Annotated in this window: 21 protein-coding genes; 7 read left to right on the forward strand and 14 right to left on the reverse strand. The window is 59.8% G+C overall.

Annotation, left to right across the window (positions count from 1 at the left end):
- Positions 1-16 precede the first annotated feature (16 nt).
- The 6 genes from ABRP31_RS15610 to ABRP31_RS15635 all read left to right on the forward strand — a co-directional run bounded on the left by ABRP31_RS15610 (position 17) and on the right by ABRP31_RS15635 (position 5822).
- The gene (locus ABRP31_RS15610; protein WP_087264045.1) at positions 17-439 is read left to right on the forward strand and encodes a DUF2934 domain-containing protein; all 423 of its coding nucleotides are present in this window, start codon (positions 17-19) and stop codon (positions 437-439) included.
- 158 nt (positions 440-597) lie between these two features.
- Positions 598-2793, forward strand: coding sequence for a glycogen debranching protein GlgX (gene glgX, locus ABRP31_RS15615; RefSeq protein ID WP_087264043.1), 2196 nt, complete (start codon positions 598-600; stop codon positions 2791-2793).
- Positions 2790-3809 (forward strand): acyl-CoA dehydrogenase family protein, encoded by a 1020-nt coding sequence (locus tag ABRP31_RS15620; RefSeq protein WP_349969225.1) that lies wholly within the window; start codon positions 2790-2792, stop codon positions 3807-3809. Before glgX ends, ABRP31_RS15620 begins: the two co-directional genes overlap by 4 nt.
- The gene (locus ABRP31_RS15625) at positions 3806-4567 is read left to right on the forward strand and encodes a PIG-L family deacetylase (RefSeq protein WP_349969226.1); all 762 of its coding nucleotides are present in this window, start codon (positions 3806-3808) and stop codon (positions 4565-4567) included. Before ABRP31_RS15620 ends, ABRP31_RS15625 begins: the two co-directional genes overlap by 4 nt.
- Positions 4564-5163 (forward strand): SAM-dependent methyltransferase, encoded by a 600-nt coding sequence (locus tag ABRP31_RS15630; RefSeq protein ID WP_087264037.1) that lies wholly within the window; start codon positions 4564-4566, stop codon positions 5161-5163. The genes ABRP31_RS15625 and ABRP31_RS15630 overlap by 4 nt, the downstream gene beginning before the upstream one ends.
- On the forward strand, positions 5160-5822 hold the full coding sequence (locus ABRP31_RS15635) for a glycosyltransferase family 2 protein (RefSeq protein WP_087264035.1): 663 nt from the start codon (positions 5160-5162) through the stop codon (positions 5820-5822). Before ABRP31_RS15630 ends, ABRP31_RS15635 begins: the two co-directional genes overlap by 4 nt.
- A 24-nt stretch (positions 5823-5846) precedes the next feature.
- On the opposite strand, the gene ABRP31_RS15640 is transcribed toward ABRP31_RS15635, so the two are convergent.
- The 4 genes from ABRP31_RS15640 to ABRP31_RS15655 all read right to left on the reverse strand — a co-directional run bounded on the left by ABRP31_RS15640 (position 5847) and on the right by ABRP31_RS15655 (position 8871).
- On the reverse strand, positions 5847-6884 hold the full coding sequence (locus ABRP31_RS15640; protein WP_349969229.1) for a dienelactone hydrolase: 1038 nt from the start codon (positions 6882-6884) through the stop codon (positions 5847-5849).
- Between the two features lie 342 nt (positions 6885-7226).
- A complete protein-coding gene (locus tag ABRP31_RS15645; RefSeq protein ID WP_349969574.1) occupies positions 7227-7784 on the reverse strand; it encodes a LysR family transcriptional regulator substrate-binding protein in 558 nt (185 codons plus the stop codon).
- A gap of 11 nt (positions 7785-7795) precedes the next feature.
- Positions 7796-8080, reverse strand: coding sequence for a LysR family transcriptional regulator (locus ABRP31_RS15650; RefSeq protein WP_087264029.1), 285 nt, complete (start codon positions 8078-8080; stop codon positions 7796-7798).
- Positions 8081-8265: 185 nt separating this feature from the next.
- Positions 8266-8871: a DJ-1/PfpI family protein gene (locus tag ABRP31_RS15655; RefSeq protein WP_349969230.1), complete on the reverse strand. Its 606-nt coding sequence runs from the start codon at positions 8869-8871 to the stop codon at positions 8266-8268.
- A 135-nt stretch (positions 8872-9006) separates the two neighbouring features.
- On the opposite strand from ABRP31_RS15655, the gene ftrA reads away from it, so the two are divergent.
- The gene (gene ftrA, locus ABRP31_RS15660) at positions 9007-9960 is read left to right on the forward strand and encodes a transcriptional regulator FtrA (protein WP_087264025.1); all 954 of its coding nucleotides are present in this window, start codon (positions 9007-9009) and stop codon (positions 9958-9960) included.
- Between the two features lie 4 nt (positions 9961-9964).
- Here ftrA and ABRP31_RS15665 read toward each other — a convergent pair whose 3' ends face one another.
- The 10 genes from ABRP31_RS15665 to ABRP31_RS15710 all read right to left on the reverse strand — a co-directional run bounded on the left by ABRP31_RS15665 (position 9965) and on the right by ABRP31_RS15710 (position 22245).
- The gene (locus ABRP31_RS15665) at positions 9965-11107 is read right to left on the reverse strand and encodes a serine hydrolase domain-containing protein (RefSeq protein WP_349969231.1); all 1143 of its coding nucleotides are present in this window, start codon (positions 11105-11107) and stop codon (positions 9965-9967) included.
- Positions 11104-12258 (reverse strand): iron-containing alcohol dehydrogenase, encoded by a 1155-nt coding sequence (locus tag ABRP31_RS15670; RefSeq protein WP_349969232.1) that lies wholly within the window; start codon positions 12256-12258, stop codon positions 11104-11106. Before ABRP31_RS15670 ends, ABRP31_RS15665 begins: the two co-directional genes overlap by 4 nt.
- A 197-nt stretch (positions 12259-12455) precedes the next feature.
- Positions 12456-13088, reverse strand: a complete 633-nt coding sequence (locus ABRP31_RS15675) for a LysE family transporter (RefSeq protein WP_349969233.1) — start codon at positions 13086-13088, stop codon at positions 12456-12458.
- A gap of 45 nt (positions 13089-13133) precedes the next feature.
- The gene (locus tag ABRP31_RS15680) at positions 13134-14882 is read right to left on the reverse strand and encodes an FAD/NAD(P)-binding protein (RefSeq protein ID WP_349969234.1); all 1749 of its coding nucleotides are present in this window, start codon (positions 14880-14882) and stop codon (positions 13134-13136) included.
- A gap of 5 nt (positions 14883-14887) precedes the next feature.
- Positions 14888-16897, reverse strand: coding sequence for a 2,3-diaminopropionate biosynthesis protein SbnB (gene sbnB / locus ABRP31_RS15685; RefSeq protein ID WP_349969235.1), 2010 nt, complete (start codon positions 16895-16897; stop codon positions 14888-14890).
- A 10-nt stretch (positions 16898-16907) separates the two neighbouring features.
- Complete coding sequence (locus ABRP31_RS15690; protein WP_349969236.1) at positions 16908-18224, reverse strand: SidA/IucD/PvdA family monooxygenase; 1317 nt, start codon at positions 18222-18224, stop codon at positions 16908-16910.
- A gap of 31 nt (positions 18225-18255) precedes the next feature.
- Positions 18256-19212, reverse strand: coding sequence for an ABC transporter substrate-binding protein (locus ABRP31_RS15695; RefSeq protein WP_349969237.1), 957 nt, complete (start codon positions 19210-19212; stop codon positions 18256-18258).
- Entirely contained in the window at positions 19209-20345 is a 1137-nt protein-coding gene (locus tag ABRP31_RS15700; protein ID WP_349969238.1) for an FAD-dependent oxidoreductase, read from the reverse strand. The genes ABRP31_RS15695 and ABRP31_RS15700 overlap by 4 nt, the downstream gene beginning before the upstream one ends.
- Positions 20346-20360: 15 nt before the next feature.
- Positions 20361-21860, reverse strand: a complete 1500-nt coding sequence (locus ABRP31_RS15705; RefSeq protein ID WP_349969239.1) for a methionine--tRNA ligase — start codon at positions 21858-21860, stop codon at positions 20361-20363.
- Positions 21853-22245, reverse strand: coding sequence for a cupin domain-containing protein (locus ABRP31_RS15710; protein WP_349969240.1), 393 nt, complete (start codon positions 22243-22245; stop codon positions 21853-21855). The genes ABRP31_RS15705 and ABRP31_RS15710 overlap by 8 nt, the downstream gene beginning before the upstream one ends.
- Positions 22246-22391: the final 146 nt, after the last annotated feature.

Genomic DNA, 22391 nt, shown 5'->3' on the forward strand with positions numbered 1-22391 from the left:
ACCTGGGAGTGTCGAGATGAGTGCCGACGAAAAGCGAATTCGCGAGTTTGCGTATCAGATATGGGAATCAGAGGGGAAACCTTCGGGCCAGGATGCACGCCATTGGGAAATGGCTCGCAAGCTGGCTGAAGCCGAAGCCCTGGCGCCGGACAAGTCAACCGCACGCAAGGCTACCAAGCCAAAGTTGCCGAAGGTCGACGCAAAACCGGCAGCCGATAAAGCCAAGCCTGCTGCGGCAAAATCTGCACCGAAGGCAGCGCCTAAACCGGCCGCCAAATCGCCTGCCGCCAAACCGGCCAGCAAACCTGCACCGGTGAAAAGCAAACCAGCGCCAGCGGCTACTCAGGCCGAGCAGCCTGCAAAACCAGCTGCCAAGCCCGCAGCAAAACCTGCTGCAAAGCCTGCCGCAAAAAAAGCAGTAAAACCTTCAGCGCCTTGATTCCTCCAAGGCGCCGCTTCAATTCAGTACCGCAGGGATCACCTTCTCACCCATCGTGACCTGCGGTAACCCAGACTTTACTTCGACTTGTTGAAGCGCTCTTGCTTCGACCGCGGTTTCGGCCGCCCCGAAAAAACATTAGCCGTCAGGAACGCACAATGAACACGCAGTCCAAAAACGCAAAGAAAGACAGTCCAAAAGGTGCATCCGCCAAGGCCGATCAAGTCGAAGCCAGCGTATCGCGAATTCGTGAAGGCCTGCCCTTCCCACTCGGTGCCAGCTGGGATGGCCTGGGTGTCAACTTCGCCATTTTCTCGGCCAACGCCACCAAGGTTGAGCTCTGCCTGTTCGACTCCACTGGCGAAGTTGAACTTGAACGTATCGAGTTGCCAGAATACACCGACGAGATTTATCACGGCTACTTGCCTGACGCCCACCCAGGGCTGATCTATGGCTACCGCGTCTACGGCCCTTATGACCCAAAAAATGGTCATCGCTTCAACCACAACAAACTGTTGATCGACCCGTACGCCAAGCAACTGGTTGGTGAACTGAAATGGTCCGAAGCACTGTTTGGCTACACCATCGGCCACCCGGACGGCGACCTGAGCTTTGACGAGCGTGACAGCGCGCCATTCGTGCCGAAAAGCAAGGTCATCGACCCTGCCTATACTTGGGGTCGCGATCAGCGCGTCAGCGTGCCGTGGGACAAGACCATTTTGTATGAAACCCACACCCGTGGTTTCACCATGCGTCACCCGTCCGTGCCAGACGAACTCAAAGGCACCTTCTCGGGAATGATGGTTGCTGACGTGATCGATCACATCCGCAAGCTGGGCGTGACCTCCGTTGAGCTGTTGCCGATTCACGCTTTCGTCAACGACCAGCATCTGTTGCAGAAAGGCATGACCAACTATTGGGGCTACAACAGCATTGCGTTCTTTGCCCCTGATCCACGGTACCTCGCTCACGGCAAGATCGCCGAGTTCAAGGAAATGGTTGCGCACATGCACCATGCCGGGCTGGAAGTGATCCTCGACGTGGTTTACAACCACACCGCTGAAGGCAACGAGTTGGGCCCGACCCTGTCCATGCGCGGGATCGACAACGCCTCGTACTACCGCCTGATGCCGGACGACAAACGTTTCTACATCAACGACTCAGGCACCGGCAACACCCTCGATCTGAGCCACCCTTGCGTCTTGCAAATGGTCACAGACTCGCTGCGCTATTGGGCCACGGAAATGCACGTTGATGGTTTCCGCTTTGACCTGGCGACCATTCTCGGCCGTTACCACGATGGTTTTGACGAGCGTCACAGCTTCCTCGTGGCCTGCCGTCAGGACCCCGTGCTGCGTCAGGTTAAACTGATCGCCGAGCCTTGGGATTGTGGTCCCGGCGGCTATCAGGTGGGTGGTTTTCCACCAGGCTGGATGGAGTGGAACGACAAGTTCCGCGACACCGTGCGTGCGTTCTGGAAAGGCGATGAAGGCCAGCTGGCAGACTTCGCCGGGCGCATGACGGCGTCGGGCAACATGTTTAACCAGCGTGGTCGCAGGCCTCAAGCGTCGGTGAACTTCATCACCGCGCATGACGGTTTCACCTTGCATGACCTTGTCTCCTACAACGACAAGCACAACGAGGCCAACGACGAAAACAATCAGGACGGCAGCAACAACAACCTGTCCTGGAACCATGGCGTCGAAGGTCCGACCGACGACCCGGAAATCAACGCGCTGCGCTTGCGCCAGATGCGCAACTTCTTCGCCACCCTGCTGCTGGCGCAAGGTACGCCAATGGTGGTCGCGGGTGATGAGTTTGCACGCACCCAGCATGGCAATAACAACGCCTACTGCCAGGACAGCGAGATTGGCTGGGTGAACTGGGATCTGGATGAAGACGGCAAATCGCTGCTCAAATTCGTCAAGCGCCTGATCAAGCTCCGTATGACTTACCCGATCCTGCGCCGGAGTCGCTTCCTGGTCGGCGATTACAACGAAGAAATCGGCGTCAAGGATGTCACCTGGCTGTCGCCGGATGGCAACGAGATGGGCATCGAACAGTGGGAAGACGCCCATGCTCGCTGCCTCGGCATGCTGATGGACGGCCGCGCTCAAGAGACGGGGATTCGTCGACCTGGCGCCGACGCGACCTTGCTGCTGGTGGTCAACTCGCACCACGACGGCGTTAACTTCACGCTGCCGCAAGTGCCTGAAGGTGAACACTGGACCTGCCTGATCGACACGAATCAGCCAGACATGAAGGCCAGTGAGCAATTCGGCTTTGGTGATCACTACACCGTCACCGCTCGTTCGCTGCTGTTGTTCGAACTGCAACATGATGTACAGCCATGAGTCAGGCGCTGAGTGAGTTTCTCGACTGGCGCAAGCACGGCTACGCCGATACGCGTGCGTTGGGAGAGTGCTTGCAGGCGCTGATCGACGAAGGGCTGGACCAGCTTCCCTTTCCTGCCGGCGGTCAGATACTTGAACGCTGGCAGGGACTGGCCTGTGTTGCGGGGCATGATCTTGGTTTGTGCAAATTGTATGAAGGCCATACCGATGCGTTGGCCATCATCCATGAGCTGGGCGTCAACGCCCCCGAAACAGGAACCAGCTGGGGTATGTGGGCGGCTGAGCCGCCACAGGCTCGGGTCAATGTGCAGCGCAAAGGCGACGACCTGCAAATCAACGGGCGTAAAGCCTGGTGTTCGGGTGCTGCGGTCCTCAGCCATGCGTTGATGACCGCGTGGGACGAAGACGGCCAGCAACAGTTGGTCGCCGTCGCTCTCGGGCAGCCCGGCGTCAGCATTACTCAGGAAGGTTGGCGCGCCGTGGGCATGGGCGCCACCGGTAGTGTTGAAGTAGTCTTCGACCGCGCTCAAGGCGTGGCGATTGGTAAACCCGGCGACTACCTGGCCAGACCCGGCTTCTGGCAGGGCGGAATCGGTATCGCCGCCTGCTGGTATGGCGCTTCCCGGGCCTTGGCCCAGCGCCTGGTGCAACAGGCATCGAAAACACAAGAGCCGCACACCCTCGCCCATCTGGGCGCGGTTGATGTGGCAATGCATAGCGCCTGGGCTGCCCTGCAACACGCAGCCCGGCAAATAGACCAGACCCCGAGCGCCGACACGCAGGTGTTAGCGCGTCGTAGTCGGGCGGTAATTGAACACAATGCCGAGCAAGTGGTTCTGCATGTGGGCCGTGCCTTGGGCGCAGGCCCTTATTGCAAGGATGCGCATTTCGCCCGGCTGATCGCTGACCTCCCGGTATTCCTGCGCCAGAGTCATGCAGAGCGCGACCTGGCAGCACTGGGCGATCTGACAGCCCAACAAGCTGCAATCACGCCATCACGGATGTGGCAACTATGACTGACAACAACCCCATCGTCGGCAGCGGCACCTCGCTGCAGGCCTGGAACGGTTCGAAAAAACTGGCCGGAATATCGCTGATCAGTGTCGAAGAACTGGTTCCGGTCAACTCCCGCGCCGTAATCATCGCCCCTCACCCGGACGATGAGATCCTTGGCTGCGGCGGGCTGATGTATCAACTGGCGCAACTCGGTCGGCCGCTAAAGCTGATCTCGGTCACCGACGGCAGTGCCAGCCATCCGGGCTCTGCCGACTGGCCAGCGGAACGTCTGAGCGTTATCCGTCCTCAGGAAAGTGCTGAGGCCTTACGCCGGCTGGATCTGCCCATGCATGCGCTGAAATGGATACGTGGCGGCTTTGAGGACACGACTGTCGCCGAGCAGGAAGATCAGCTCACCAGCTTCATTACCCGCTACCTGCAGCCAGATGATGTGGTGTTCACAACATGGGCAAACGACGGCCACAGTGACCACGAAGCAGTCGGCCGCGCCAGCGCCCGAGCCGCCAGCGCCGCAGGAGCGCGCTTGCATGAAGTGCCCGTCTGGGCGTGGCACTGGGCGTCTCCAGAAGATGACCGGATACCTTGGGAGCGCGCCCGCAAGATTGCGCTTGATACGTCCACCATCGCCCGCAAACGCCACGCCGCTCATGCTTTTGCCAGCCAACTGGCCGGTGATCCCAAGATCGGTCTGCCGCCGGTATTGGCCCCGGATGTGCTGGAGCGCTTGATGCAACCTTTCGAGGTGGTTTTTCTGTGAGCGTCGATGACAGCTACTTCGAACAGCTTTTTCAAAAAAGCGATGATCCATGGGCGTTCAAGAAGCGCTGGTATGAGCGTCGCAAGCGTGCGCTGACCCTCGCCGCCCTGCCCCGTGAACGTTACGTGTCGGCGTTCGAGCCAGGCTGCGCCAATGGCGAGCTCAGTGCCGACCTGGCGACTCGCTGCGATCGATTGCTGGTCTGCGATACCAACCGTTCAGCGGTTGAACTGGCACGTCAGCGGCTTGTGGCGTTCAACCATGTAGAGGTCATGCATGGGCGGCTGCCGGAGCAGTGGCCGGACGCGCGCTTTGATCTGATTGTACTGAGCGAACTGGGTTACTACCTGGACGAGCAAGACCTCAATAGCTGGATTGATCACGCCCTGGCGTCTCTGACCGATGAAGGGCAATTACTGGCTTGCCACTGGCGACCACAAATCGAGGGCTGCCCGCTGGATGCGGAAAAGGTTCACGCAATCCTTGCGGCACGCTTGAACATGCCACGGATTTTCAGCCATCACGAAGCGGACTTTTTCCTCGACGTGTGGAGCCGTGATGAAACATCAGTCGCAGAAAAGGAAAATCTACGATGATTGGCGTTCTGATTCCGGTCCACAACGAAGAGCTATTGCTCGGTCAGTGCCTTGAAACCATATTGCAGGCGAGCAAGCATCCCGCACTGGGCGGTGAGCATGTTGTGGTGTTAGCGGTATTGGATAGCTGCACCGACGGTTCCGCCGTAATCGCACAGAGATACGCTGTGGACGCTATTGAGGTCAGCGTGCGCAACGTTGGGCAGGCCCGGGCTGCGGGCGCGGCGTTGCTGCTGGAGCAAGGTGCCCGCTGGATTGCCTGCACCGATGGCGATAGCACCGTCGCCGAAGACTGGCTGGTGGAACAGTTAGCACTGGATGCAGACGCGGTGTGCGGAACAGTCACACCGGGCGTATGGCAGGACGATATTCCTCTTGAAGCGCAGATTCGCTATCAACAGCACTATCAGCATCGTGATGGTCATCGCCACGTCCACGGTGCCAATCTGGGCATCAGCGCGGCAGCCTATCGATTGGCGGGCGGGTTCCCGCCGCTCGCGTGTCATGAAGACGTGCAATTGATTCGGCAGTTGGAATTGAATGGCGCACGCATTGCCTGGAGTTGTCGGCCCCGCGTCACCACCAGCACTCGGCTCGAAGCGCGTGCCGCAGGTGGTTTCGCCGACTTTCTCCGCTCGCTGACGGTTTCAACCGGCTGATTTTTTGCCCGTTATCCGACGGCGCTATTGCTGATGAGCCGTCTGCATGCCGCTGCGTACTTCAGGCATACCCAACGCATTCTCAAAGAAACGCACCGCTTCGGCACTCAGGCTGCGATGAATATCCTCACGGTCGACACCCTCCCGGTCATTGCAGATAACCGGTGAAGTCGCGCGCAACTCGTCACTGCAAGGCGCCATGAACACGAAATGCCCGGCGCCAGCCAAAAGCTTGTAGTCAGGGGTCTGCGGCAGCTTGCGCGCTAGCGCTTCGGCATTCTGATCCACCGCCAGCAGCTCATCCCCGTCGCCGCTGTACAACAAAACCGGCACATGCACGTCCGCTAGAGTATGGCGGCCGAACATCAGCGTCAGCGGCGCCATCAACATCAGCGCTCCCACCCTTGGATCGGCCTGGGCATGCAGATCATCGCGGTCGAGCAGCAACTCGCCTCCGGTCTTGCACGCATCCCGATCGTCCGGGCGCGCGGTGCAATAGGTTTTGAGACGCTGAAGGTCGGGTTGCGCACCGGCAAGAATCAAAGCGGTTTCACCGCCAGCCGAGTAACCAATGACGCCCACTTGATCAGCGCTGATATAAGGCGCCAGGGTTGGATCAAGCAACGCGGTAGTAATCGCTTCGGAAATTTGCAGTGGCCGACCATATAGATTGCTGACGCTGCCCAGTCGGCTGTGATCGACGGTGTTATCACCGGGATGGACCACAGCGACCACGACGAAGCCCTGTCTCGCTAGCGAGGTCGCCAGGTCGTGCAGCGCAAGAGGCGTACCGGTGTTGCCATGAGACAGCAGTACCAGGGGAAAACGCCCAAGAGCAATAGGCGCTTCGAGACCGGCATCAACGGTGTAGCCCTGAATCGTGCTCGATTGTTCAGCGGCTGTGGAGGGGTAGAAAGCGATGGCTTGCATCGGCTGGGAATCCAGCGGATCGGGGAAGCTCAGTCGGTGGTAGCCGACACTCCACTCCTCGTCAGCCAGTACCTGCACCGAAATCAGGCTTTGAGTCAGGCACACCAGCAATAGTGCACAGATACGTACCATCGCGCGATCCAACCTATATAAGGTCCGAAAGGAAACCAACCAGTGGGGTTACCCGGTCTGGAGCGAGCCTCATGCTCTGCCGCGACCGCTGGTAACAACTGCTTACAGGTATCAGAGTCACGACGTTGAGATTAGTGCACAAGTCGGGCCAAAAATTTGCGGAAATTTTATATCTGAAGTGTCCCCAATCATTGTCCGATCACTGTCCATGTGGGAGCCGGGCTTGCCCGCGATTCAGACACTGCGGTTTACAGGCGAACCGAGTTACGCTTATCGCGGGCAAGCCCGGCTCCCACAGAGAATCGCGTTTCAATTGGATAATGGCGGTATGGCTGAGTGGCCCTAACCACCCACCGGCAGCCTTTTCAGCACTTCAATCACTTCATTCGCCGCATTGGACAGCAGCGAACCCGGCCGGGCGATCACGCTGATGCTGCGCTCAATTTGTACTGGCAAGCGAATGCATTCGTACAAATGACTGTCGTCCGGAATCAGGCGGCTGGGCAGGATCGTCATGCACTGCCCCTTCGCGACAAGATCAAGCAACGTCGCAACGCAGCTCAGTTCCCCACGATGGCTGAGACGTACCTGCGCAGCGGCGAGTTGGCTGTGCAGCCGTTCCACCCCGGCGTGCCGCCAGGACACATAACGCACACTTTCACACATCTCGTGGAAAGGGCGCGGGGTCAGTGAACGGTTCCGGGCCGCGACCAGCACGTAGGCGTCAGACCACTGCACGTGCTCAATGTGATGTTCATCAAGGAGCGGACTGGGCAGAATCAGAATGTCCGCGCCTTCCCTGCGCAGCACATCCAGAGATGGCTGCTGCTCGCTCCCCTGCACCACACTCAGCTGCACACCCGGATGCAGTCGCGTCATGGCCTCGATACACCCGGTCAGGGAGGTTTCGTCTATGTGGTTGCAGTAACGAATCGCGACACTGCCGCCGAGCTCATTTTTTTTAGTTGCTCAAGGGTCGCCAGCAGACTGTCCAGCGTGCGGCTGATGACCTGGCCCTCCGGCGTCAGCGTGCAACCGGCCCGGCTACGAATGAACAGCCGTTTGTTGAAGTAATCCTCCACCTCTTTAATGGCGTAACTGATATTCGACTGGCTGCACCCCAGAATCGCCGCAGCTTCCGAAAACGAGCCATGGAAAGCAACGGTCTGGACGACTTTGAAGAAATGGGTATTCATCTTTTCCTGCACTCTAGCGTAAGCGTTGAAGGCTCTGGACTGCGCGTTGGAGAGCGATAGTGGCGTGCCACAAGCGAGTATTGCCAGCTTGTTGCGAAAAACGGCGGGGTGTTGGGTGTCGTTGACGAACGTCAGCAAGGGATCATCTGGCCGACATCACGGCCAGACGTACAACACAAACAACGTCAGTTGTTTTCGGTCCAGTCAAAGTCCAGTTGCAACGCAGTGCGCTCGGCCAGCTCGCGACTGTGCAGGCGCTCCACCAGGTGCAGGCTCATGTCAATACCGGCAGAAATACCGGCCGAGGTCACGAAAGCGCCCTCGTCTACCCAGCGCAAAGTGCTCAGCACATCGACCGACGGGAACATCTCTTTAAGGTCGTCAATGTCTTCCCAGTGCGTGGTGACTTGCTTACCGGCCAGCTTGCCGGTCTTGACCAGCAGAAAGGCCCCGGTGCAGACTGCCGCCACCACGCGCTCCGGTACTGACTGGGCACTGATCCAACTGATGACGTCAGCTTTTTCCAACTCGGCATTGACCACCCCGCCCGGCACGATCAGGCAATCTATCGCAGGGTGATCATCGATCGAGAAATCCGGATCGACTTTGAGCCCTGCGCGTGCGCGGATCGGGTCGGTTGTACGGCCGATGGTAAATACGTTGAACAACGCCCGGTCATCGCGGCTTTTGCGCAAGTGCATGCGCGTCGCGGTGGTGAAGACTTCATACGGACCTGCGAAGTCGAGAACTTCGACGTCGTCATAGACGTAGATACCGATGTTGATAGACACGAACGTACTCCCTGGATCGCACCGGCGACCACTGGCAAATGTTTAAGGCAACCGCCTGTTTTCAGGGGTTCAGGTTAACCAGTACATTTGCACCGCACTACTGGCGGAAATGCCAATATCCGGTAACATCGTGCCATGAAAAATCATCTCGTCGTCGCCCTCATCTACAACCAGCTGTGCACCTTTGAATTCGGCTGCACGGTTGAAGTATTCGCTTTGAAAAGACCCGAGCTGGGTGTCACCTGGTATGAGTTCGCAACATTCCCGGTGGATGAAGGCCAGATCACGGCCGCAGGCGGTATTACCATCGTGCCCACACCGGGCGAAGTGTTGCTGGAGAATGCCGATACCATCATCGTGCCCGGTTGGCGCGGCGTCGAATCCGAGGTCCCTCCCAAGCTGATTGCCCAGTTGCAGGCAGCGCATGCCCGTGGCGCACGGATCTGCTCGATCTGTACCGGTGCATTTGTCCTGGCTGCAGCAGGATTGCTCGAAGGCAAACGCGTCACGACGCATTGGCGCTACACCGATTTGCTGGCCAGCATGTATCCGGAACTGACCATCCAGCCCAACGAGCTGTATGTCGATCAGGGCCAGATCGTGACTGCTGCCGGTTCTGCGGCGGGACTGGACATGATGTTGCATCTGGTGCGTAACGATCACGGCGCAAAAGTGGCGAACATGGTCGCGCAACGCATGGTCATCCCGCCCCATCGTGAAGGCGGTCAGTCGCAATATGCCTCGCGCCAGCTGGTGTCTGCCAGCGAAGGACCGATCTCGAAGTTGATGGACTGGATCCGCAGCGACCTGCAACGCCAGCACAGCATCAAGGACATGGCGGATCACGCAGCCGTCAGCACCCGAACGCTGCATCGCAGTTTCATGGAAAGCACCGGCCTGACCCCCAACGACTGGCTGCTGGGTGAACGCATTGCCTACGCGAAGGAGTTGCTCGAGTCCTCGAACATGCGCCTGACTGAAGTCGTCGATGTCGCAGGGTTCGGCTCCGAGGAGTCGTTCCGTCGCCACTTCCGCAACATCGTCGGCGTCAGCCCCAGCAGCTACCGCAAGCAGTTCACCCGGGCTTGATGGCTCACGGCGAATAAATCGCTTCGATCAGGGCGTCAGGAAATTCCCCCCAGGCGCCCGCCACCGCAGTGTTGGTCATCGCCACCAGACTGATTTCGGCTTGCGGGTCCACCCAATAATGGCAGCCGTAAATCCCGCACCACGACCAGCTTCCCGGACCTTGTAACTGCCGGGCCTGAAGCGGATCGGTCAGCAGCATGGGGCCGAGGCCAAATTTCCAGCCCGGCCCCCTGCCCTCGATCTGTACCTCGCCGATCGCATTGCTTAACAGGCTGGATGTGGCAGCCTCGGTCAATAATGGCGCACCTCCTAGTCGCAGGCACTCCAGCAAACGCAGATAGTCATCGGCGTTACCGATCATCCCGGCCCCGGCCGATGGCCAGGCATGTGCATCACTGTTGCGACAGGCTGAAACGCTGGCCCTGCCGGTGTCCAGATGCAGCTCATCAGCACAGTTGATCAACACCGGCAGATGGTCGTCATCCTTGTAGGCACATGCCAGGGATTGCGGATCGCCCGCGTGAAATCCGGTAGCGCTCATTCCCAGCGGCCCGGTAACCCAATGCCTGATGGCCTCAGGCAATGCTATACCAGTCGCGCGTTCAACCACCGCGCCCAGGACATCGGTGGCGAGTGAATACCGCCACGCGCTGCCCGGTTTGAACAGCAACGGAATGCTCGCCAGCCGCCGCAGGTTTTCAGCTTGATCAAAGGCAACCAGGTCCAGCCCGTCGCTGACTCCGGCCTGTTCATATGGGTTACCGGGGGGTAATTCAAAACCATAGGCCAGCCCCGACGTGTGGGACAGCAGATGGCGCAACGTGATAATCGGCACTGAGCCGTCCGCCAGTTTCGGCGTGAAGTCCGGCAGCCAGCGGGTCAGCGCATCATCGATAAATAACACGCCATGCTCCTGCAAACGCAGAACGCAGACCGAAGTGATCAGCTTGGTCAGTGACGCCAGCCGGAAACGTTGATGCCGGGTGATGGGCTTCTGCGCCTCGCGATCCGCCCAACCCCGGGCACAGGCGTAACGAAGTTCACCCGCATGAGCCAGCAGCACCACGCCACCGACAATCCGGCCTTGATCAACGACGCCATGCCAGACCTCGTCGATGCGCTTGATGGTCGCTGCATCGACAATCACCGGCCTCGCACCGCATTGCAGAAGATCTGCGTGTACATCTCAGCCGAATGGCGAATCGGATTGGTGTGCGAGCAGCCATCGGCAAACGCCATCTGCCCCACCAGCCCGGCGTCGCGCTCGTCGATACCCAAGGCGCCAAGCGTATGGGGAATACCGATGTGCTCACGCAGCGTCAACAACCACTCCATCACTCCGTTGAACCCCGGCCGGGTCAAACCCAGCGCCACGGCCAATGCATCCATTTGCGGCCCCAACGCCGATTGATTCGCCTGCAACACATAGGGCAGCAGGATTGCGTTGAGCAACCCGTGGTGATGGTCATACAGAGCGCCCAGCGTCTGAGCAATCGCATGCACACCACCCAGCCCACGCTGAAAGGCCGCTGCGCCCAGGCTGGAAGCCACGAGCATTTCCTGTCGGGCCTGAAGATCGCTACCATCGGCGACCGCGCGGGGCAGGAACTGCTTGATCATCTGCATGCCCTTTACCGCAACGGCTTCCGCCATGGGGTGATACACCGGCGAGCAGTATGCTTCCATGCAGTGAGTCAAGGCGTCTACGCCGGTTGCTGCGGTCAGGTCAGCGGGCAAGCCGAGTGTCAAATTGGCATCAAGAATCGCCACTCGCGGCATCATCCGGATGTGCAGGATGGTGCGTTTGACACGTGCCTGTTCGTCAGTGATCACTGAAGCCCGACCGACTTCCGAGCCAGTCCCGGCCGTGGTGGGCAACGCGATAATCGGGGCAATGCCGTCAGGGTCAGCGCGCTTATGGTTTTCACCGATGTCTTCAAAGTCCCACAACGGCCGAGTCTGCCCGGACATCAACGCGATGGCCTTGGCGGCATCCAGCGCGGAGCCGCCACCGAAGGCAATCACGCCATCATGGCCGCCCGCCTTGTAGGCTTGCAGGCCCTCGGCGACGTTGGTCCCGGTCGGGTTGCCTTTGACCTGATCGAACAGACCGCAAAATCCGAGTTCTTTACGGCAGTCCGCCAGTGCACGCTGAATCATGTCAGTACCGCCGAGGAAACGGTCAGTCACCAGCAGTGGCCGACGGATACCGCTGGCTTCGCAGGCCTGGGCCAATTCCCGAACGCGCCCCGGCCCCACCCGTATCGACGTCGGGTAGTGCCAATCGTTGCTTTGCATGGTGTTCATCCTTGTTCAAATCAATAAGAGCTGCCCCGGTCGCCCGGTAAACACGGGACCTGTAGGAGCTCACCGAGGTTACGAGGCCAGCGATGGCGGTGTGTCAGATAAAACGCTATCGCTGGCCTCGTAACGTCGGTGAGCTCCTACGGAATTTGGGTCAACCCGGAAAACTGCCTCTTGTCCGGATCAGACGATCAGAAAGCCCACAACCCGATCAGCAAGCGCAGGCCAAACGCGACCATGAACACACCGGTAATGATGTCGATGGCTTTTTTCATGCGCTGATAACGCGCCTGCACGGCGGGAATGGAAAACAGCGTGGCGAGCAATACGAACCAGGAGATGGCTAGCACGGCAATGATCAAAACCCCGGCGGTACGCACCCACATCGGCAAGCCCGGTGTCGAAACAGTGGTGAACACACTGGTGTAGAACGCCAGCGCCTTGGGATTGGTCATGTTGGTGAGCAAACCGAACCGATACGCCCGGCCCAGACTGCCAATACCCAGCTCGCCGATGTTGCGCGGCTTGGGTTGCGCCCCGGCATTGCGCAGGCTTTTGCTGCCCAGCCAGATCAGGTACGCGCCCCCCAGCAACTGCAACGCGGGTTGCGCCCAAGGCAACTGCTGAAACATCAGACCCAACCCCGTACAGGCCAGCAATGCCCAGATGATGCTGCCCGATGCAACGCCCAATCCCGCGCAGATTCCCTGTTGTCGAGACTGGCTGATGGACAGTTGGGTAATGACCAGAAAATTCGGGCCGGGGCTGATGATCAGCACGATAAAAGCGCCGGCGAGCGCGGTCAGCAAAGTGATCTCGACCATGGAGACAATCCTTCTTCAGTAATTGATAAAAGTGAATGGGGGGAGTTAATCAACCGCCAGACTCTCGACCTCGACCTCGACATGCAGCGCCGCGAGGCAGGCCCGCACCGCGGTTCGCGCCTGCAACGGTGCTTTGCAGGCAGGATCCGGCGTTGGCACGTAATGGTTGTAAAACGTGCTGCCTTCGACGCCGGGCCCGAGAACCCAAAGGCGCTCATGGGTAGAGCCGTCGCGGCGTAATGCCCGGCTTTGGGCATCAACCGCGATGCCGTCAGCCGGGTATGGATGCGCCGCCCTGATCAAGCCCTGCCCAAGCAAGTCATCGATCAAAAGCGAACGGTTCTGGCCCAGGCCACTGGGTGCGTTGCGGGCACTGATCAGGCTGTCGATTTCAATCGCGTGGATGCCATCAGGCGCTACAGGCATGACCACGCCAGCATCCATCAGCGCCAGCAAATCCTCGTAACGCTCCTTCTGCGGCCCACCGACCAGACGATTGCCAAGGCCTGCCCATGCGCCGTAGAACTCAAGGGTCGAGCGATCATTGAGGCCGTCGTGATCGGCGACTAACCGCAACAGGTCCCGGCAGTCACGCCACACCTCCAGCGCTTGCGTGAGTGGACTCGCATCAACACCCAGACAACTGCGCGCCAGATCGCGGGCGACCCACTGCCGAAACCATTCGGGGTAGTTTTGCGGATCCCCCTGCCAGCCCTGAATATTCAGATAGGCCTGCGGCTCGAACGGGCCAAATTCTTCGGCCAATGCTGCAAAAACATCCCGCAGCGCTTGTTCAGTCCTCGCGTTTTGCAGCGAGTGGCTAACGAACTCAAGCCGGCCCGGCTGCCGCAGACGCGTTTGCGCCAGGTAGAAACCACTGCGCATCTCGTCCTCGATCAGCGGCAAAACCTGCTGAGCGAAATCCAGTCGCCCGTCCGGGCTGTTTTTGCGCAGCTCGGCAATGGCCTGGGCGGTGAAGAACAACCGTTGCGTCACCGAAGATGCTGGGGTCCCGTGCGGCCGACAATGAAACGGCAGGCCCGAGCGGGAAAACAGATAAATCTGCGGCTCCCGGCCCGAAGGTAGATAACGCCATCCACCCTGGCTATGGTCACGAACAAAGCGGCCACCCCGGCCTTCAGTCAGGTGGGCGATCTGATCCATGGCGCTCAGACCCAGGCCTTCGATCGCTACGCGTTTACCTTCGCAATCTGCCTCTGGTTGCGGCGTGTGTCCGATGGTCAGAAACACCGCGTCAGCATCAACGTCCAGACCGTCAGCGGTGTGCAGTTGAAAGCCTTGGTCAGCAGATCGCGGACGGCAACCCACGACACGGTCGCGGTGATGATTGACCTGCACATGGGGCGGGCAAAGCGTCAGCAGATATCGACAGCAATCGCGCAGGTAACGGCCAAGCAGCTTGCGCGGTACGAAGTCAGCAAACTCGATGGGCCGCCCTGCTTCGCTGCCACTGGTATGACCGCGCTCGTTCAGACGCCCCCCCTCAGCGGTACACCACTGCAGGAAGGTCAGCCCCGGCGTTTCATCCGGCTGCCACGCCGGATAAGCCGAAGAAAAGCCGGACAACTGGCCCGCCATGGTGTTGAGCATCAAGTAGTCCGGTTGCTCGGGTGAGTGCAGACCACTGCCGGGCAGTTGTGGGTCGAACAGGTCGATCACCAGCGGCCTGTGCGAATCCCGTCGGGCCGCGCCGATCAGTTGTTCCAGCACGCTGAGGCCGCGAGAACCCATGCCGATGATGACAATCCGTTGGGCGTCGAAAAACGTTGGCATGGGCATCACCAGCGCTTCGATTCAAAGAAAAACTCCGGCACTCGCAACGCCGCGCCCTGTTCCACTGCGTAGTCATAAACCCGCTTGCCCACCGCCAGATCAAGCACACCCAAACCGAACGGCGAGAAAATCGTCGGCCGATCCGGGCTGACTTCTACTTCGCCCAGCATCAGTTGCGCCAGGGTGCCGGTGATGAACCCGCGATGCTGATAATGCTGTACGGCCAAATCCGGCGAGGTCTGGGCTTTGAGGCAATGCTCGACATCATCAAGGATGTTATTGGCCTGCGCGATGATCTCCGGTCCCAAATCGCGCAGGGAAATATTCAGCAGGATCTGCTCTGGTCGAAAGCGCTGTTCAATGACATACGGGCTCGGCGCCGTGGTGGCGAACACCACGACATCGGCCTGCAATGCCCTATCGAGGTCAACTGCCTTGCAGGCCAGTTGGTGTTGCACAGTCGCGTGACCAATGAGTGCGGCGGCTGAATCGCTGTGCAGATCGAACACCTCCAGCGCGTCGATCTGCCAGCCGTCGCTGACGAACATATCGAGGATGGTCCGGGCAATGAACCCGGCACCCACCACGGACAAACGCCTGATCTTGCGCTGCTGCCGGTTAAGCCAGCGCGCCGCCAGCACCGCTGACGCCGCAGTGCGCATGGCGCTGATCCGCGATGCTTCCAGGCAGGCATAGGCATAACCGCTGCGCGCGTCGTTGAGGATCAGCACCGCCGAGGCACGTTGCAGGCCCGACTCGATGTTGCCGGGGAAACTGGAGATCCACTTGATGCCACTGACCGATTGCTCGCCGGACAGACTGGCAGGCAGCGCAATAATGCGATTGGCCGGAGCCTGCGGGAAGCGCAGGAAGTAACTGTCGGGGTTGATGCTGCGCCCGGCATGATGCTCCAGATAGGCCTGCTGAACATCATCGATGCAGGCCACTGGATCCTCGGCAAGGATTCGCGCGACAGTCTTGCCATCGACCACATGAAAAGCCGACTGCTTGAGGCGAGCACTGTACAAGTCAGTGGTCCGCGATGGCTCGACAGGCATGTCATCCAGAGTCATCTGCAATACCTGACGGCCAAACCGCTGCTCGACCCAGTGATCATCGTAAAGGGTGTCGAGATAGCGCTCGCCCCAATCCGGCGAGAGCGCGACGACCACCGACCCCGGTTCAATGCGCTCGCGCCAGGCATGCACCGCGGCGATGACCGTCGCGGTGGAACCGCCCACCAGCAGACCTTTGTTGCGCGCCAGCAAACGGCACATGGCAATGGTCCGCTCCTCCGGGACCATTTCCAGATAATGAATACCCTCGGCGTTGAAAATCGGCGGCCGCTGGCTGGTGCCCAGCCCCGGAATGAAACGCTTGCCGGGCGGCGTATCAAAAGTCACCGAGCCCACACTGTCCACCGCCACAATCGTCGTCGCCGGGTGGTGACGGCGGAAATACTGTACGCAGCCCATCAGCGTGCCGGTGGTGCCCGCGCCGACAAACAGGTAATCCACGTGGCCGAAGTGCCGACCGATGGACTGCGCGGTGGTCCGTGCATGAGCGCGTGGGTTGGCAGCGTTTTCGTATTGGTTGAGCCACACGTAGCGCGGGTCATCAGCGACTTTCTGGCGGATCAGCGCGATGCGCGTACCGAGATACCCACCGTTGGCATCCAGCTCATTGACCTGGATAACCTCGGCGCCATAGGTCTGCATCAGGCGGATGTTGTGATTGGAGCTGTTGGGATCAACCACGCAAGTGAACCTGATGCCGCGTTCGGCACAGATCATCGCCAGCGCCACACCCAGATTGCCCGACGAGGATTCGATCAGTACGGTGTCCGCGTTGATCTGACCCCGACTCTGCAAATCATCGACCAGGCCAACGGCTGTCTTGAGCTTGATCGAGCCAGCGGGATTCAGCGACTCCAGCTTTAGAAAGAACTCAGGCCCGAACCCCGCTACTTTGAGAAAGGTCTGATCGTGAACGATTTCGGAAATGTTGTTGTACATGAGGGTCACGTCATTCAGTCAGCAGCGGTTCAAGGGTTTGCGCCTGCATGGCACGTTCGAGGCCCAGCGCGATACGCTCGGCACGCAATGCCATCAGCGAAAACGACTGGCTGTCGCTGATGCCGTGACTGCGTTCGGAGAGCCCGTTGACCCACAACTTGATGTCGCATTGGCCCTGAGTGGCGATGCGGTAATCGCGATCAATCACCAGCCCGCCATCCAGATCGGCCTTGAGCCAAGGCTGCAAGTTGCTTAGCAGCGGCGGCAAGACAGGCTGCTGATAACCGGTGCCCAGCACGATCACGTCAACCTCCAGCACCTGACTGCGTAGGCTGAAGGTGTCCGTCAGCGTGACCTGGTAGCCATCGGTGGTTTTTTCCACCTTGCTGATCTCGCTGTAGGCATGGGTGCGCAGGCGTTGGCGACCGGCGATGGCGTCTTCGTAGATCAGTGAAAACAGCTTCTGGCTTTCGTCCGGATCGATTCCGGCGTAATTGGTCGATCGACTCCAGCCCAGAAAACGCTGCCGGGCGGCAGGGTCCAGGCCGTGGAAGTAATCCACGTGGTCCGGGGCGAACACCCGATTGGGGAACTGTCCGAGCTGGGTCAGTTTGAAACCCGCAGAACGATGGGCCGAATGCACAAGGATGTGGCGCTCCCGGGCGATCAGTTCCAGCACCGATTCGCTTGCACTCTGCCCTGAGCCGACCACCAGCCAGCGCTTGGGCAAGGACTCGCCGAACGCCTGCAAGCGGGTCAGGAACTGCGAGGTGTGAAACAACGTCGGTCCGAGCAAACCCTGGAACAGCTCAGGGATATGAGGCGCGCTGCCGCTGGACAGCACGATATTGCGGGTTTCGACACGGCCGTTCGGTGTTTCGATCTGAACACGGCTAAGGCGCCCCTCCTCCATCACCGGCAGAATTTCCCTGACCGGTGCATTGAATTTCGTCTGACCATCGACTTGCGCCGAAACCCAGCGCAGGTAGTCCGACCATTCGTGGCGACTGGCCGGGCGACCCAGCAGGCCGAAGTCGAACATGCGGCCCTGATCCTTGAGGTACATGGCGAACGAAAAGCGGCTGCGCGGATTACGCGGCGTGACCAGATCACGGAACACGTGATGATTGATGTCCGTACCGCTGAGGAGCAATTCGCGATGCCACTGCGTGTCATGGGCTGCTTCCAGAAAACACATGGAAAGCTCGCCAAGCGGTGAGCCTGCTTCGCGTGCGTCTTCGAAGACACACGACAGCGCGATGCCCGCCGGACCGAAGCCGATACACACGGCGTCTGCGTGAACGCCCCCTGTTGTTGATGCACTCATTTGCGTCCCATCCATAGTGTTTAAGGCATTGCTATTCGGAAATGGCTTGCAGCCCTTGGGGGCCCACTCGCCAGAGGTTGTTACACGCGCCCCGGCGCTCACCCTGGTCGAAACTGACGTCGCCCAACGGCGTGTTGAAAGTGGTGTGATTCAAGGCATGCAGCAGCTCGGCGCGACGCCAGTGGCGGCCGGCCAATACGCCCAGTACGTGGAACAGCAGCAGGCTTTCCCGGTAGTAGGTTTCAGCGGCTGTCCCAAAAAGCGCCCTGTGCTGCAAAATGCCCGGACATGGCTGCGCTAGATTTTCGGCATTGCCGAAACCGATGACCCAGGTCGTGCGGTCGTCCGCAACGGCGTTGCCCAGATACGGCGAAGCGGCATCATCGGTGAGGATCAGCGGCCGCTGACTGCCCGCCGCGCGACGTTGCCGCCAATGCTCGCGGCTGCTGCGCAGGCGCCCGGCAAATACTTCCACCTGCGCCAGTTCACGCTCATCGGTCTGGCGTAGGCCGCCATCCCTTGCGGCCTGAGCAATGCACTTGGCCAAGGCTTGTCCGTGCGCACTGTTATCGGCGCAGATGTGCAGGGTTTGCCAGCCTTTCACGGCGATCCAGCCGAGCAAATCCCTGGCCAGTTGCCGGTCCGACGGGCAAAAACGAAACACGTTGTGATGGTCCTGGGTCAGGCAATCAATCGTCGCCGCCGGGGTCAGCAACGCGATGCCCGCTTGCCGATAAACCGGTGCTGCGCTGACTGCCGCATCGGATGAGAAATGACCGATCACCAGGTCGACGTCAGCAACCACCATGTGCTCCGCGACCTGCTCGGCACGCGCACGATTGGCGCCGTCATCAAGGAAATGCCACTGCACCTGAGCCAGAGCCGGGATGAAGTTTCGTGCCACGCACATCGCCCGTAGAAAGGTTCTGGCGTGCGGGGTATCCGCAGGATCAAACAAGGCAGACACACCGACTTTGAGCATCGTCATGGCTGCACTCCCGCAACAAAATCCCCATGTTGAATGGCACGCCGTGGGGACAGTGCCGACCAGCCAGCGCCAGTTTCCTTACCGAGCAGGCGACTTTGCATGTGCTCAAAAGCGATCTGGGCGATGCCAGGCGCAAACTTGAAGCCCAGGCCGGACATGCCCGTGGCGAGGAACACCGGACTGTCTTCCTCGACAAACCCCAGCAGCGGGCGACCGTCTGGGCTGTAGCTATCAAAACCGGGCAGCACATCCAGCACTTCAGAGTGAGTACAGCCGGTCAACTGACGCACCCGATTAACCGCGTCCTGCCGATTGCGCAGGTCGGTGGCTGGCAGATCATCCGGGGATTGCTCCGTGTCGCGAAAGCCACAACCTGTCTGCACCACTTGGCGCGTCAGGGAAATCAGGTAACTCTGGCTGACGGCATCAATCACCGGCATGCAGTACGCTGTGTTGGTCAGTACCCGAGCCAGCGGAATGGAGCGGGTTTTCAGTTGCAAACCCGGCACCCATTGCCGACTCCAGCCACCGGCAGCCACCACCAGCGCACGGCAACGCAAGGTGCTCTCGCCCAGTCCTACATGGACCTCGTAAGGTGATTTGCAATCAATGGCGCGCACCTGGCAATGTTCCAGCAACAGGCCATTGCGCCGCACCACATCTGCCAGCAGTTGGGTCGCCAGCCTGACGTTGCCGATGCAGGCATGCGGCTCGTACAGATTGACCCGAGCTTGATCAGGGCACAGTGGAAACTGCCCGCCATCCAGCTCGCGACTGGCGATCAGGCGCATGGGGTAACGAGGGCTGGCGTGTTGCTCAATGGCGCGGCAGAGGTCGTCCGTTTGCTCAGGCGCAGCGCGATAGAGTGCGCCGCTGCGCTGCAAGGCCCGAGCGTACGTACCGGCGAAAATACCGTCGTCCAGCAGGCCAATCGAAAACGCAGCCAAGTCCATCAACAGTGGGTCGGGGTCATACAGCCGCACCAGCCCGCCGGACAGCGCACTTGCTCCGCCAGCGCCTGCCGCGCCCTTGTCGATCAAGGCCACAGCCAGTCCGGCAGTGCTGAGCCGTGCCGCAATACTGGCGCCGATAATGCCCGCGCCGATCACTGCGACGTCATAGTCCATCAACATGAGGTGTGCGTCCGTTCAAATGCAGTATTCAGCGGCCGAGCCGGTGAGAATCGTTGCGCTGACCCTGTCCAGTGGCAGCTCGAATGATTCGACGATGCGTGCGGTTGTGTCCGGAATCAGCGCCTGACCAGTCACGGCAATGAACGCCGCGAAGTGGCTGACCGGACGTCCTTCGCCCAGACGGATACGCGCGATGGCAATCACGTCGAGCAGCACGCTGGCCATGGTTTTCATGGAGAATTGTTCCGGCTGGGTGGCCTTGACCCATTGCAGCCGCAACGCTTCAAGCAGGCCAGCGTCAGGTCCGCACATGCCGCTCCACCAACTGCCGCGCTGCCGGGCGCCCGCCTCAAGCAACGCAGGGAAAAACTCGCCAAACAGGCTTTCGCGCCAGAGCAGGAAATGCTGCAGACGGAAATCGCCTTCACACTCCTCCGGCGCAATACTCGCCAGATACAGCCGAGCGCTGTCGGCACAGGCTTGTCCGGCCAGATCGGCGACCCAGATCGCATGGTTGCGGCTGGTGGACAGGTTCAAGCCGTCAAGCTTGAGGAACTGGTTGGGCATGAAGTGTTGGCGGATCTGCAGATCGTCCAGCACCGACAACAAGGCCGGGTAAACCACAGCGTGACTGAACACACAGTCGAAACCGAGAAAATGCACCAGCGTGCCCTGCCCCGACTGCCAGTACTGCTGGAACAGCTCGGGCTCGCCTATGCGAGCGGCGTGCTCGCGGAAAGCGGCCATGTAACCGGCCAGCCCCATGAACCAGGTGTGCACCCGACACGAATCGCCTTCAGCCAGATCCAGCCCCGCGTCGCCGGGCCGTGTCACGCCCCAGTCATGCAGATGTTCGAGCGTTTCGGGCAGCCAGCTGTCCAGCGGCTTGCGCCATTTGCGATTGAGCAGGCTGTCGCGTAACGCGGGTTTGAACCGCGCCAGTTTGAGGAATGCCCGATGGTTGCTGCGCCACTGCACCGGCTCACTGCACAGCTTGCAACGCAGTTCGCTCATCAGTTCGGAGTCGGGAGCCTGAGCGCAGTTTTCACACTGGCTGGCATCGGACTCGGCCCCGCAGTAGTTACACAGGCCACGAGCAAACGCTTCGTAACCCCACACGTCACAGTCAGGGCAGTACGCCTCGCTGGAATCACGAAATTCGATGGCTCCCGCTGCGCGGGCCTTGTCGAAAACCTCCCGCACGGCGTCGGCAAAAAACGGATTGCCGTGGGGCCGCATCCAGTTGTCGGGCCTGATGTTGATCGCCGCGAGTGACGCTTCAATCCGATCAGAGTTGCGCCCCGCCAGCTCGACCGGGTCCACGCCCTGCTCCAGCCCTTTGCGCAGCATGTAGGACTGGTAATCGTCGGAGTAGGAAACCAGCACACAGTCATGACCCCGCTGGCGCTGAACACGGGTGAAAACATCCGCGCCCAGAAAAGGCCCGGCAATGTGCCCGATGTGCAGGTCGCCATTGGGTGTCGGCGGCGTGATGGTGACAACGAACCTAGTCATTCAGGCACCCCGTGGTTTCGTTGTGTTGGGCGACGAAGTCATTGACGTAGTTCATGTCCCACCAGACCACGTAGAAGTGAAAGTCCTCCTCCGAGTCATTGATGATGTAGTGATTGGTGTGCTTCGGAATCGCCGCGATATCGCCCACGCCAAACTCGAGCTCACGCTCACCCACGACCAGTCGGGAGCGGCCTTTGATGGCGATGAAGATTTCCTGATCGATCTGGGTGTGCGCTTCGCTGCTTGTTCCTGGCCGGACGACGCACCATCCCCCGGCAAACGGCATGGGATAGCCCTGCCATGGCAGTAAACGACTGCCGTCCAGGCCGTACTCATGAACGAGATTATCGAAGCGGGTTTGTCGAAGTATTTCGAACTTCTGCATGTTCAGCGTCCGTGGCTAATTAATGGCCAGAGCATGCAGTCGGCGATAGAAAGTGGCTATCTGATCCATTGATACAACCGACGTCGCGTATCAAATTATTAGATCCGAATGGTTTAAGCGGTTCGAATATCAACTTCACACATGTA

The organism is Pseudomonas caspiana, from assembly GCF_040224095.2.
GTDB lineage: Bacteria > Pseudomonadota > Gammaproteobacteria > Pseudomonadales > Pseudomonadaceae > Aquipseudomonas > Aquipseudomonas caspiana.